The sequence below is a fragment of the Pseudomonas sp. UFMG81 genome (assembly GCF_015354575.1).
Classification (GTDB): Bacteria; Pseudomonadota; Gammaproteobacteria; order Pseudomonadales; family Pseudomonadaceae; genus Aquipseudomonas.
The window spans coordinates 125874-138958 of record NZ_JACAFQ010000005.1 but is presented as its reverse complement, the minus strand read 5'-3'; the positions used below and the strand labels follow the sequence as shown (position 1 = coordinate 138958).

Annotated in this window: 14 protein-coding genes; all 14 read right to left on the bottom strand. The window is 60.3% G+C overall.

Annotated features, from left to right (window positions below; genetic code table 11):
- Positions 1 to 21: 21 nt before the first annotated feature.
- Positions 22 to 1566 (bottom strand): F0F1 ATP synthase subunit alpha, encoded by a 1545-nt coding sequence (gene atpA / locus IX761_RS05700; RefSeq protein WP_194788650.1) that lies wholly within the window; start codon positions 1564 to 1566, stop codon positions 22 to 24.
- A gap of 21 nt (positions 1567 to 1587) precedes the next feature.
- On the bottom strand, positions 1588 to 2124 hold the full coding sequence (locus tag IX761_RS05695; RefSeq protein WP_194788649.1) for a F0F1 ATP synthase subunit delta: 537 nt from the start codon (positions 2122 to 2124) through the stop codon (positions 1588 to 1590).
- Positions 2125 to 2136: 12 nt separating this feature from the next.
- The gene (locus IX761_RS05690; RefSeq protein WP_194788648.1) at positions 2137 to 2607 is read right to left on the bottom strand and encodes a F0F1 ATP synthase subunit B; all 471 of its coding nucleotides are present in this window, start codon (positions 2605 to 2607) and stop codon (positions 2137 to 2139) included.
- Positions 2608 to 2664: 57 nt separating this feature from the next.
- Positions 2665 to 2922 carry a F0F1 ATP synthase subunit C gene (gene atpE, locus IX761_RS05685; RefSeq protein WP_194788647.1) on the bottom strand — a complete coding sequence of 86 codons (258 nt, stop codon included), beginning with the start codon at positions 2920 to 2922 and terminating at the stop codon, positions 2665 to 2667.
- A gap of 144 nt (positions 2923 to 3066) precedes the next feature.
- The gene (gene atpB / locus IX761_RS05680; RefSeq protein ID WP_194788646.1) at positions 3067 to 3936 is read right to left on the bottom strand and encodes a F0F1 ATP synthase subunit A; all 870 of its coding nucleotides are present in this window, start codon (positions 3934 to 3936) and stop codon (positions 3067 to 3069) included.
- A gap of 16 nt (positions 3937 to 3952) precedes the next feature.
- Positions 3953 to 4360: a F0F1 ATP synthase subunit I gene (locus IX761_RS05675; RefSeq protein WP_194788645.1), complete on the bottom strand. Its 408-nt coding sequence runs from the start codon at positions 4358 to 4360 to the stop codon at positions 3953 to 3955.
- A 149-nt stretch (positions 4361 to 4509) separates the two neighbouring features.
- Positions 4510 to 5382: a ParB/RepB/Spo0J family partition protein gene (locus tag IX761_RS05670; RefSeq protein ID WP_194788644.1), complete on the bottom strand. Its 873-nt coding sequence runs from the start codon at positions 5380 to 5382 to the stop codon at positions 4510 to 4512.
- A gap of 9 nt (positions 5383 to 5391) precedes the next feature.
- Complete coding sequence (locus IX761_RS05665) at positions 5392 to 6183, bottom strand: ParA family protein (protein ID WP_028690024.1); 792 nt, start codon at positions 6181 to 6183, stop codon at positions 5392 to 5394.
- A gap of 18 nt (positions 6184 to 6201) precedes the next feature.
- Positions 6202 to 6852 (bottom strand): 16S rRNA (guanine(527)-N(7))-methyltransferase RsmG, encoded by a 651-nt coding sequence (gene rsmG, locus IX761_RS05660; RefSeq protein ID WP_194788643.1) that lies wholly within the window; start codon positions 6850 to 6852, stop codon positions 6202 to 6204.
- On the bottom strand, positions 6849 to 8741 hold the full coding sequence (gene mnmG, locus IX761_RS05655; protein WP_194788642.1) for a tRNA uridine-5-carboxymethylaminomethyl(34) synthesis enzyme MnmG: 1893 nt from the start codon (positions 8739 to 8741) through the stop codon (positions 6849 to 6851). The genes rsmG and mnmG overlap by 4 nt, the downstream gene beginning before the upstream one ends.
- Positions 8742 to 9296: 555 nt before the next feature.
- The gene (mnmE, locus tag IX761_RS05650; RefSeq protein ID WP_194788641.1) at positions 9297 to 10667 is read right to left on the bottom strand and encodes a tRNA uridine-5-carboxymethylaminomethyl(34) synthesis GTPase MnmE; all 1371 of its coding nucleotides are present in this window, start codon (positions 10665 to 10667) and stop codon (positions 9297 to 9299) included.
- Between the two features lie 87 nt (positions 10668 to 10754).
- Positions 10755 to 12440 carry a membrane protein insertase YidC gene (yidC, locus tag IX761_RS05645; protein WP_194788640.1) on the bottom strand — a complete coding sequence of 562 codons (1686 nt, stop codon included), beginning with the start codon at positions 12438 to 12440 and terminating at the stop codon, positions 10755 to 10757.
- A gap of 2 nt (positions 12441 to 12442) precedes the next feature.
- On the bottom strand, positions 12443 to 12688 hold the full coding sequence (gene yidD, locus IX761_RS05640) for a membrane protein insertion efficiency factor YidD (RefSeq protein WP_011536514.1): 246 nt from the start codon (positions 12686 to 12688) through the stop codon (positions 12443 to 12445).
- The gene (gene rnpA, locus IX761_RS05635) at positions 12681 to 13085 is read right to left on the bottom strand and encodes a ribonuclease P protein component (RefSeq protein ID WP_194788757.1); all 405 of its coding nucleotides are present in this window, start codon (positions 13083 to 13085) and stop codon (positions 12681 to 12683) included. The genes yidD and rnpA overlap by 8 nt, the downstream gene beginning before the upstream one ends.

Below are 13085 nucleotides of genomic sequence, written 5' to 3'. Positions count from 1 at the left end.
GGCCGGAGCCCCCGCTGCGGCTTACCAGGTCTGGGTGGCCTTGAACTTCTCGATACCGGCTTTCATGCCAGCATCGATTTCGTCGTTGAAGTCACCCTTCACGTTGATCTTCGCCATCAGTTCGGCGTGATCACGGTTGAAGAAGGCGATCAGCGCTTGCTCGAAGCTGCCGACCTTGGAGACTTCTACGTCAGTCAGGAAACCACGCTCAGCGGCGTACAGCGACAGGGCCATGTCGGCGATCGACATTGGCGCGTACTGCTTCTGCTTCATCAGCTCGGTTACGCGCTGACCATGCTCCAGCTGCTTGCGGGTCGCTTCGTCCAGATCGGAAGCGAACTGGGCGAATGCAGCCAGTTCACGGTACTGAGCCAGAGCGGTACGGATACCACCGGACAGTTTCTTGATGATCTTGGTCTGAGCGGCACCACCTACGCGGGATACCGAAACACCGGCGTTCACTGCAGGGCGGATGCCCGAGTTGAACATGGCCGATTCCAGGAAGATCTGACCGTCGGTGATCGAGATCACGTTGGTCGGAACGAACGCGGAAACGTCGCCAGCCTGGGTTTCGATGATCGGCAGAGCGGTCAGGGAACCGGTTTTGCCGGTGACTGCACCGTTGGTGAACTTCTCGACGTACTCTTCCGAAACGCGCGATGCACGCTCCAGCAGACGGGAGTGGAGATAGAACACGTCGCCTGGGTACGCTTCACGTCCTGGTGGACGGCGCAGCAGCAGGGAGATCTGACGGTAGGCAACGGCCTGCTTGGACAGGTCATCGTAGACGATCAGGGCGTCTTCACCGCGGTCACGGAAGAACTCGCCCATGGTGCAGCCGGCGTATGGCGCCAGGAACTGCAGTGCGGCGGATTCCGAAGCACTGGCAACGACCACGATGGTGTTGGCCAGGGCGCCGGCTTCTTCCAGCTTGCGAACGATGTTGGCAACGGTGGAACGCTTTTGGCCGACTGCAACATAAACACAGAAAATACCGGAGTCTTTCTGGTTGATGATGGCGTCGATGGCCATGGCGGTCTTGCCGATCTGACGGTCACCGATGATCAGCTCGCGCTGGCCACGGCCGACAGGGATCATGGCGTCGACGGACTTGTAGCCAGTCTGTACAGGCTGGTCTACCGACTTACGCCAGATCACGCCTGGGGCCACTTTCTCAACGGCGTCGGTCTGGGTGTTGCCCAGAGGACCTTTACCGTCGATCGGGTTGCCCAGTGCGTCAACGACGCGACCCAGCAGTTCCTTACCAACCGGAACTTCCAGGATGCGGCCGGTGCACTTGGCGCTCATGCCTTCGGCGAGGGTGTCATAGGCACCCAGGATCACTGCACCTACGGAGTCTTGCTCCAGGTTCAGGGCCATGCCGAAGACGCTGCCCGGGAACTCGATCATTTCGCCGTACATGACGTCGGCCAGACCGTGGATCCGCACGATACCGTCGGAAACCGAAACGACGGTACCTTCGTTACGGGCTTGAGAGGCAACATCGAGGTTTTCGATGCGGCCCTTGATGATTTCACTAATTTCGGAAGGATTGAGTTGCTGCATTGCTCTGCTGCCCCTTCAAACTCAAGATTTCAATGCTTCAGCCAGCTTCGCGATCTTGCCGCGAACCGAGCCATCGATTACCAGGTCGCCGGCGCGGATGACGACGCCGCCGATCAGGCTGGCATCCTCCGACGCGTGCAGGCGCACTTCCTGGCCTAACCGTGCACTGAGAACCTTGGCGAGTTTGTCTTGCTGTTCTTGGTTCAACGCAAAAGCACTGGTGACTTCCACGTCCACGGATTTCTCTTGCTCGGCCTTGTACAGGTCGAACAGAGTCGAAATCTCCGGCAGAAGCAGGAGACGTTCGTTTTCCGCGGCAACATGAATGAAATTCTGTGCCTGGGCGTCAAACTTGTCACCGCACACTTCAATGAATGCGGCGGCCTTGTCTGCGCTAGTCAGTTGCGGGGCCTTGAGCACGCGCTGCATGGTGTCGTCTTGCGACACCGCAGCAGCCAGGCCGAGCATGGCTGACCAATTGGCCAGTTGCTGATGGGCCTGGGCGTGCTCGAAGGCAGCCTTAGCGTAAGGTCGGGCCAACGTGGTCAGTTCTGCCATGATCGCCCTCGCTTAAATTTCAGCGGCCAGTTTGTTAACCAGCTCCGCATGCGCGTTTTGATCGATTGTGGCGCCAAGGATCTTTTCAGCACCGCCAACGGCCAGGGCACCCACTTGGGCACGCAGGGCGTCTTTGACGCTGTTCAGTTCCTGTTCGATCTCGGCTTGAGCCTGAGCCTTCACACGGTCAGCTTCGACGCGGGCCTGTTCACGGGCTTCCTCGACAAGCTGAGCAGCGCGTTTCTTGCTTTGCTCAATGATTTCGGCTGCCTGTGCTTTTGCTTCACGCAGTTGCTGACCCGCTTTCTCTTGGGCCAGCTCCAGGTCGCGAGCTGCGCGGTTGGCAGCGTCCAAGCCGTCAGCGATCTTCTTTTGACGCTCTTGCAGGGCAGTGATGACCGGAGGCCATACGTACTTCATGCAGAAAACGACAAAAATCAGGAAGGCAACGGTTTGGCCAATCAGGGTTGCATTAATGTTCACGCCAACACCTCGCTCGGTCTTTGTCCATCACGCTCATCAACTCGTTGAAACGAGTGATTAGCCAGCGATCTGAGCAACAAAGGGATTCGCGAAGGTGAAGAACAGAGCGATACCAACACCGATCATGGTGACGGCGTCGAGCAGACCGGCAACGATGAACATTTTGACCTGCAGCATTGGAACCATTTCTGGCTGGCGAGCAGCGCCTTCCAGGAACTTGCCGCCCAGCAGGCCGAAACCAATGGCGGTACCCAGAGCACCCAGGCCGATCAGCAGAGCAACAGCGATAGCGGTCAGACCAACTACAGTTTCCATCTTTCCTCCCGACTTTTACGTCGTATTGGTTAGGTTTTTAGTTTGAAGCGGTAAAACAAATCGTTTGGTACAGCATGCCCTTGCGGACTTTTTAAGCCCTCCCCCCGCGCTGGCGGGGAAGGCTATCAGACACGCCAGGCGGTCTTAATGGTTATCTTCGTGCGCCATCGACAGGTAGACGATGGTCAGCATCATGAAGATGAAGGCTTGCAGGGTGATGATCAGGATGTGGAACACCGCCCACGCCCATTGCAGCACCACACCCAGGCCGGCCAGCCACAGCAGGCCGGAACCGAACATCACGGCGATCAGGATGAACACCAGTTCGCCGGCGTACATGTTGCCGAACAGACGCAGTGCCAGCGAGATCGGCTTGGCGATCAGGGTGACGAATTCAAGCAGGAAGTTCACCGGGATCAGCAGGGCCTGAACAAAGATGTTCTTGCTGCCGAACGGGTGCAGGGTGAGCTCGCCGATGAAGCCACCGATGCCCTTGACCTTGATGCTGTAGAAGATGATCAGTGCGAACACGCTGAAGGCCATGCCCAGAGTCGCATTCGGGTCAGTGGTCGGCACGGCGCGGAAGAAGATGTGCTCGTTGCCCGACAGCTTCTGTGCAGCCCATGGCAGCCAGTCGACCGGTACCAGGTCGATGGCGTTCATCAGGAACACCCAGACGAAGATGGTCAGCGCCAGCGGGGCGATCACCGCGCTGCGACCGTGGAACGAGTCCTTCACGCTGCCATGAACGAAGTCCACCATCACTTCGACGAAGTTCTGCAGACCGCCAGGCTGGCCGGAGGTGGCTTTCTTGGCCGCCATGCGGAAGATGAACAGGAAGATCAGACCCATCGCAACGGACCAGCCCAGGGTGTCCAGGTGGAACGCCCAGAAGCCCATTGCCTTGGCTTCTGCAGCCGAATGGGCCAAGCCCCAGCTGCCGTCTGGTAGTTGACCGTAGGTCAGGTTCTGCAAGTGGTGCTGGATATAACCCGAAGCGGTTTCTTCTGCCATGGTTGCCTCAAACGCCCTAAGGTCTCGAAAGTCTTTTATTCATCAGCAGGGGCGCGAACCAGCTGACCATAAGGGTCAGCACGAAGACGCCGAATACTGCCAGCGGCGCCAGTGGCTTCACTCCTGCGAAGGTCAGTGCAAACAGCACTGCCGTCAAAATCATCTTGCCTGCCTCGCCTGCGTAGAACGACTTGACGATGGCCTGCGCCGCCCGAGCTCCGCTGAAGCGAAAAGCCTTCCAGGCGAAATACACATTGGGCAGCCAGGCAATCAAACCTCCGCAAAGGCCTGAATATCCACTGACCACCCCTTTCCACTGCCACAACACCAGTGTTGCCAGCAGCAGCACAACAAACTGAGCCAGCAGTACCGGAAAAACCGCCCAGCGATGGAAAGGCAGGCGGTTTGGCGTGCGGATTTCCATCACAACTGCTCCTCGAAAGTCGACCGCCTAGTCAGTAATGACTTGGCATAATTTGTGCCGACAAAATGCGCGCAGAGTATAGGGGTGGATTAACCCCTATTCAACTCTTGGGTAGTGATTTCCGACTGCACGCTACAACGGGAATTGTTTCAGCGGATGTGAGCAAGGACGCCTTGCAACTCGTCAAGCGAGTTGTAACGAATAACCAGCTGGCCCTTGCCCTTGTTGCCATGGCGAATTTGCACCGCCGAGCCCAGGCGCTCTGCCAGACGCTGTTCGAGGCGCGCGATATCCGGATCAGGTTTGCTCGCTTCTACCGGCTCAGGTTTGCCGCTGAGCCACTGGCGCACCAGTGCTTCGGTTTGGCGCACGGTAAGGCCACGTGCGACAACATGACGCGCCCCCTCTTCCTGGCGAGCCTCCTCGAGGCCGAGCAGCGCGCGGGCGTGGCCCATCTCCAGATCGCCGTGGGCGAGCATGGTCTTGATCGCCTCGGGCAACGAGATCAGGCGCAACAGGTTGGCCACGGTCACCCGCGACTTGCCGACGGCATCGGCCACCTGCTGCTGGGTGAGCTCGAACTCCTGCTGCAGGCGCTGCAACGCAAGCGCCTCTTCCAGCGGGTTGAGGTCTTCGCGCTGGATGTTCTCGATCAACGCCATGGCGATGGCGGCTTCGTCGGGCACTTTGCGGACCATGGCCGGGACGGTGTCCAAACCAGCCTGCTGCGTGGCCCGCCAGCGGCGCTCACCGGCAATGATCTCGTAGCGGTTGTCGCCGATCGGGCGGACCACGATCGGCTGCATGACACCGTGAGTGCGGATCGAGTGCGCCAGTTCCTCCAGCGCCTCGGGATCCATGTCGCGCCGCGGCTGGTACTTGCCGCGCTGGATCAGCTCGACCGGCAGCTGTTGCAGTTCCTTCTGGTCGATCTTGACAGCCTGCGCTTCGAGCGCGCTGACGGAAGGACCACTGAGCAGTGCATCCAACCCACGTCCGAGACCGCGTTTCTTGATGGCCATGCGGATTCCTTAAGTTGTTTGTGCAGTGCGTGATGGACGACGCTGACGGCGTACCAGTTCCCCGGCCAGTGCCAGGTAGGCCAGCGCGCCACGGGACTGCTTGTCGTAGGCCAACGCCGGCATGCCGAAGCTGGGGGCCTCGGCCAGGCGGATGTTGCGCGGGATCACGGTGTCGTACAGCTGGTCGCCGAAGTGCTCCTTGAGCTGGGCCGAAACATCGTTGTTCAGGCTCAGGCGCGGGTCGTACATGGTCCGCAGCAAGCCTTCGATCTTCAACTCAGGGTTCAACCGGGCGGCGATGCGCTTGATGTTATCCACAAGGTCGCTCAAACCTTCCAGTGCGTAGTACTCGCACTGCATGGGGATGATCACGCCGTCGGAGGCGACCAGGGCGTTGAGCGTCAGCATCGACAGCGACGGTGGGCAGTCGATGAGGATGTAGTCGTAGTTCTCGCGGATCGGCGCCAGTGCGTTGCGCAGGCGGCTCTCCTTCATCTGCATCTCCAGCAGCACCACTTCCGCCGCGGTGAGGTCGCGGTTGGCCGGTAGCAGCTGGAAGTTGCCGTGCTCGGAATAGTGCATGGCCTGGGCCAGGTCGCATTCCCCGATCAGCAGGTCGTACACCGAGTGCTCGAGCTCGTGTTTATCCACACCGCTGCCCATGGTGGCGTTGCCCTGTGGATCGAGGTCGATCAGCAGCACACGACGCTTGGTCGCGGCCAGCGATGCGGCGAGATTGATGCAGGTGGTGGTCTTGCCCACACCACCTTTCTGGTTCGCGATTGCGAATACCTTAGCCATTGTTGCGTGTGTTCCCAGTCATGCCTTGCGGCGCAGTATCAGCAGATGGCGCTGGCCCTGGCAACCTGGAACGGTCAGGGCCTGCTCGCTTTCCACTGTGAAGTCTGCGGGCAATGCTACCAGTTCATCGGCAGGATGCAGCCCCTTCATTGCAAGCCATTGCGTGCGGGCGTCACCCAGGTGGCGGGTCCAGTTGGTGAAATTCTCCATGCTGCTGAACGCACGGGAGATGATCCCGCAGAACGGCTGCTCGGGCTGCACCTCTTCGACACGGCTGTGGATAACCGTGAGGTTGTCCAGTTTCAGTTCCATCTTCACTTGCGTCAGGAAGCGGGTTTTCTTGCCATTGCTGTCGAGCACCGTCACCTGCTTGTGCGGGTGCAGGATCGCCAGCGGGATGCCGGGCATGCCGCCGCCGCTGCCGACATCCAGCCAACGTTGGGTGTCGGCGGGGATGAACGGCATGACGCTGAGACTATCGAGCAGGTGGCGCGAGACCATTTCGTCCGGGTCGCGCACGGCGGTCAGGTTGTAGGCCTTGTTCCATTTGATCAACAGGGCCAGGTAGCCCAGCAGCAACTCGTGCTGCTGCGCGTTCAGCTCGACACCGAGCTGGCGCGCACCTGTGGACAACTCTTCGGCATGTTGCGGGGTGACCGGGGAACTCAAGCGCTTTGCTCCAATTCGCGGCCAGCGCCGCGTTTTTTCAAGTGAATCAGCAACAGGGAAATCGCCGCCGGGGTAACGCCCGGGATGCGCGAAGCCTGGCCCAAGGTCTCAGGGCGGGTCTGTTCGAGCTTGCCCTGGATCTCCTTCGACAGGCCGGAAATCGTGGTGTAGTCGATATCCACAGGCAGGCGCGTGTCTTCGCTGGCACGCAGACGGGCGATCTCTTCCTGCTGACGGTCGATGTAACCGGCGTATTTGGTCTTGATCTCAAGCTGCTCGGCGACCTGTGGATCGATCACCTCACCGCCGGTCGCCTCGATCAGCCCAGCGTAGTCGACTTCCGGGCGGGCAAGCAGGTTCAACAGGCTGTATTCGTGTGCCAGCGGTGTACCGAACTTATCCACAATGGCCTGGCCTTGTGGTGTGCCCGGGCGTACCCAGGTGCTCTTCAGGCGCTGTTCTTCACGCTCGATGCCTTCGCGCTTGGCGCAGAACGCGGCCCAGCGGTCATCGTCGATCAGGCCCAGCTCGCGGCCCTTCTCGGTCAGACGCAGGTCGGCGTTGTCTTCGCGCAGGATCAGCCGGTACTCGGCGCGCGAGGTGAACATGCGGTACGGCTCCTGGGTACCCAGGGTGATCAGGTCGTCGACCAACACGCCGATGTAAGCCTCGTCACGGCGCGGACACCAGCTTTCGCGGCCTTGGGCGCGCAACGCGGCGTTGGTCCCGGCCAGCAGGCCCTGGGCGCCGGCTTCTTCGTAACCGGTGGTGCCGTTGATCTGGCCGGCGAAGAACAGGCCACCGATGACCTTGGTTTCGAGGCTGTATTTCAGGTCGCGGGGGTCGAAGTAGTCGTACTCGATGGCGTAGCCCGGGCGAACGATGTGGGCGTTTTCCATACCGCGGATCGAGCGGACGATCTCCAACTGCACGTCGAACGGCAGCGAAGTCGAGATGCCGTTGGGGTAGAGCTCGTGGGTGGTCAGGCCTTCCGGCTCGATGAACACCTGGTGGCTTTCCTTGTCGGCGAAGCGATGGATCTTGTCTTCGATCGATGGGCAATAGCGTGGGCCGATGCCTTCGATCACGCCCGAGTACATCGGCGAACGGTCGAGGTTCGAGGCGATGATTTCGTGGGTGCGCGCGTTGGTGTGGGTGATGAAGCAGCTCACCTGGCGCGGATGCATCTGCGCATTGCCCATGAACGACATCACCGGGATCGGGGTATCGCCCGGTTGCTCGGTCATTACCGAGAAGTCCACCGAACGGCCGTCGATACGCGGTGGCGTGCCGGTCTTCAGGCGGCCGACGCGCAGCGGCAGTTCACGCATGCGGTTGGCCAGGGCATTGGCGGGTGGATCGCCGGCACGGCCGCCGGAGTAGTTCTGCAGACCAATGTGGATAAGGCCGCCGAGGAAGGTGCCGCTGGTCAGTACCACGGAGTCTGCGAAGAACCGCAGGCCCATTTGCGTCACCACGCCTTTGACCTGGTCCTGCTCGACGATCAGGTCGTCGCAGGACTGCTGGAATATCCACAGGTTCGGCTGGTTTTCCAGGATCTCGCGCACCACCGCCTTGTAGATGGCGCGGTCCGCCTGCGCACGGGTGGCGCGCACGGCCGGGCCCTTGCGGTTGTTCAATACGCGGAACTGGATGCCGCTCTTGTCGGTGGCCAGCGCCATGGCGCCGCCGAGCGCATCGATTTCCTTGACCAGGTGGCTCTTGCCGATGCCGCCGATGGCCGGGTTGCAACTCATGTGACCGAGGGTTTCCACGTTGTGGGTCAGCAGCAGGGTTTTCACACCCATGCGTGCAGACGCAAGCGCAGCCTCGGTACCGGCATGGCCGCCGCCGATGACGATCACTTCAAAACGGGAAGGGAAATCCACCACGCACCTCGTGCCTGTTTTTGCGAATAGAGAAGGTAAGCCGACAAGTATAGGGACTTACCTCGCTTCAAAGAAACCTTCTGAGCAAAATTTGACCAGGCTGTGGATGAGTGGCAGGCAAAAGTAAACAAAAGAGAAAAATTTATAAAAGCTTTGTTTTTATGTTTATTCTTAGGGGCCTATCCACATGTGGATAACTACCTGTAGCCCAATAGTGCTGGGTTCTACAGCGATTCATAACCCTGTGTTGGAGTAGGCCTGAGGGTTCTGGATAACGCCCTTTAGCCTGTGGATTAAACTGCTGCTTACCCACAGGCGGGGTTGTCCTCAGAAAAAAACGCGGCTTATCAACGGAGCTAAAGCCTGGTTTTCCACAGGGCTCCTGCCCGCAGGTTTTTACCTGTTGATTAAACTCCCAGTCCTGAGAAACGCATCACTGCATGGCACCTGCTTGACCGGTGATCGCGGGCAAGCCCGCTCCCACAGAAGTGCGAATTGCAGGCAAAAAAAAGCCGCTCCAGCAGGGAGCGGCCTTGGATGATGCCTGGCTGTGGATTACTTACCGATGCAGAAGCTCGAGAAGATCCGCCCCAGCAGGTCATCCGAGCTGAACGCGCCGGTAATCTCCCCTAATGCTTGCTGGGCCTGGCGCAGGTCTTCGGCCAACAACTCACCGGCACCAGCAAGCGTCAGCTGGGCGCGACCGTGTTCCAGGTGCGTACTGGCCTGGCGCAGGGCCTCCAGGTGCCGACGACGGGCACTGAAACTGCTTTCGGCGGTCTGTTCATAACCCATGCAGGCCTTGAGGTGATCGCGCAGCAGGTCCAGGCCCATGTCGCTGTCCCGGGCGCTGAGGGTGATGGTCACGTGGCCATCGTCGCTGTGCTCCATACCGACCACTTCACCGCTCAAATCCGCCTTGTTACGAATCAGGGTGACCTTGGATACGTCCGGGCGCTGATCGAGGAACTCCGGCCACAGGGCGAACGGATCGCTGGCTTCCGGCGCGGTGGAGTCGACCACCAGCAGCACCCGATCGGCCTCGCCGATCGCCTTCAAGGCCCGTTCAACACCAATCTTTTCCACATGGTCGTCGGTATCGCGCAAGCCCGCAGTGTCGACCACATGCAGTGGCATGCCATCGATGTGGATATGTTCACGCAGGATGTCCCGGGTGGTGCCGGCGATATCCGTGACAATCGCCGCTTCACGGCCAGCCAGCTGGTTGAGCAGGCTGGATTTGCCGGCGTTGGGGCGGCCAGCGATGACCACGGTCATGCCGTCGCGCAGCAAGGCACCTTGCCCGGCTTCGCGCTGCACTGTGGACAACTCGTTGCGCACCTCGTCGAGCATCCTCAGCACGTTGCCATCGGCAAGGAAATCAATCTCCTCCTCAGGGAAGTCGATGGCGGCTTCGACGTAGATCCGTAAGGCGATCAGCGCCTCGGTCAAACCATGCACACGCTTGGAGAACGCCCCTTGCAGCGAGCGCAGGGCATTGCGTGCCGCTTGGGTCGAACTGGCCTCGATCAGGTCGGCGATGGCTTCGGCCTGGGCCAGGTCGAGCTTGTCGTTGAGGAAGGCGCGCTCGCTGAACTCACCTGGGCGCGCCAACCGGCAGCCCAGTTGCAGGCAACGCTGCAGCAGCATGTCCATCACCACCGGGCCACCATGGCCCTGCAGCTCCAGCACATCTTCCCCGGTGAACGAATTGGGCCCCGGGAAGAACAGCGCGATGCCTTCGTCCAGGACCAGGCCATCGGCATCGCGGAACGGGCCGTAATGAGCGTGTCGCGGGGTCAGCGCCCGGCCAGTGATGACGTGCCCGGCCTGGCTGGCCAGCGGCCCCGACAGGCGGACAATGCCTACGCCACCGCGGCCCTGGGCCGTGGCAATGGCAGCAATGGTTTCACGCACAGTGTTCATGCTCGAAAGCCTCTACAACGAAATCGTCAGATAGCAAAAACGCCCCACTAGGGGGCGTTTTTATTCACAGGCAAATCAAGTTGCCCGTCAAGCCGCTGCGTTCTTGGCCGCAGCTTCGATACGGCGGGTGATGTACCACTGCTGGCTGATCGACAGGCAGTTGTTCACAACCCAGTACAGCACCAGGCCGGCCGGGAACCACAGGAAGAAGAAGGTGAAGATGATCGGCATCATTTTCATGACCTTCGCCTGCATCGGATCCGGCGGCGTCGGGTTCAGGCGCTGCTGGATGAACATGGTGGCGCCCATGATGATCGGCAGGATGAAGAACGGATCCTTGATCGACAGGTCGGTAATCCACAGCAGCCATGGGGCCTGGCGCATTTCGACGCTTTCCAGCAGTACCCAGTACAGGGCCAGGAACACCGGCATCTGCACCAGGATCGGCAGGCAGCCGCCCAGCGGGTTGATCTTCTCTTTCTTGTACAGCTCCATCATCGCCTGGGACATCTTCTGGCGATCGTCGCCGAAGCGTTCCTTGAGCTGGGCGAGCTTCGGCGCCACGGCACGCATGCGCGCCATCGAGCGGTAGCTGGCAGCCGAGAGCGGGAAGAACAGGCCCTTGATCAGCATGGTCAGGACGATGATCGACCAGCCCCAGTTACCCAGCAGGCTGTGGATATGTTGCAGCAGCCAGAAGATCGGCTGGGCGATGAACCACAGGAAGCCGTAGTCGACGGTCAGTTCCAGGCCTGGGGACAATTCCTTGAGCTTGGACTGGATCTTCGGGCCAGCATACAGCATGGCACTGGTTTCGACCTTGCCACCGGCTGGCACGCTGATCGCCGGGCCGGTGTAGCCGATGATGTAGTTGCCCTGGCTGTCCTTGCGGGTCTGGACGGCGTTGTTGTCACCCTTGGCAGGGATCCACGCAGTCACGAAGTAGTGTTGCAGCCAGGCAACCCAGCCACCGGACACATTTTCTTGCAAACCGCCTTTGTCCATGTCCTTCATCGACACTTTCTTGTACGGCTCGGAAGCTGTCCACAGGGCGGCGCCCAGGTAAGTGGCGGTGCCGGTGGCGGTGCTCGACGATGGATCGGAGCTGGCGTCACGCTTGAGCTGGGCAAACATGTTGCCGCTCCAGGCGGTGGCGCTCTGGTTGTCGATCAGGTAGCTGACGGTCAGGTCGTACTCGCCGCGTTTGAAGCTGAAGCGCTTGATGTAGTTGACGCCGTTTTCGCTGAACTTCAGGTCGACCACCAGTTGCTCCTGGCCGTCGGCCAGCTGGTAGTTCTTCTGTTCGGTGGCATACAGCGGGCGACCGCTGGCGCGGTCCGGGCCATCGGCGCCGATCAGGCCGCTTTGTGCCAGGTAGACACGTTCACCACCGTTGTCGAACAGCTGGAACGGGATCTCAGGGTGATCCTGGCGGCGTGGGTACTGTGGCAGGGTGAGCTGGACGATGTCGCCACCCACCGGGTCGATAGCCAGGTTCAGGACGTCGGTCTTGATCCGGATCAGATCCTTGCTGACCGCCGCCGGCGCTGGCGCCAATGCGGTGGTACCGGCTTGCGCATTGACGCTCGGCAAATCGGCGTTCGCGCCGTTGGTGCTGGCGGGCACGCTGTCCGGCAGGGACGCGTTGGCAGTGCTGGCAGCAGTATTCTGAGTCGGCAGGGCAGCCTGGCCGTAGTCCTGGTTCCACTTGAGGACCATGACGTAGGACACGATTGCCAGGGCGACGATCAGGATCGTGCGTTTAATATCCATGATTACTCGGCTATCGAAGAAGTTCGGGAGGAAGGAGCGGGAGGAACGGGATCGAAACCGCCGTCGTTCCACGGATGACAACGCCCCAGGCGACGAACGGCCAGCCACCCACCACGCAAGAGGCCATGGTTTTCGATGGCTTCGTATGCGTAACAGGAACAGCTGGGATAGAAACGACAGTGACTGGCCATCAGGGGACTGATGGCGTAACGGTAGAACTGGATCGGAACGAGGGCCAGTTTACGCATCGTGACTGTCTACCCCTGCGGGATCGGCATTGACCGCTGGAGAGGGCCGACTGCGAGCCAGTCGCTTCCAGAGCTTGCCAAAATGTTGGTGCAATTCTGGGTTTTCTACTTCGCCCAACCCCTTGCGCGCGACGATCACGATATCCAAACCCGCCAACAACTGCTGGTTCAGGCGGAACGAATCGCGCATCAGGCGTTTCAGGCGATTGCGCTGAACGGCGAGCTTGACGCTCTTCTTGCCGATCACCAGGCCGAGGCGTGGATGATCGAGGCCGTTCTCGCGGGCAAGGATAAGCAGGTTTTTCCCTGGAACCTTGCCGGTTGGGGAGTCGAAGACCGCTTTGAAATGCCGGGGTGTAAGCAGTCGCTTTTCCCGACTGAAGTCCTGACTCACCAC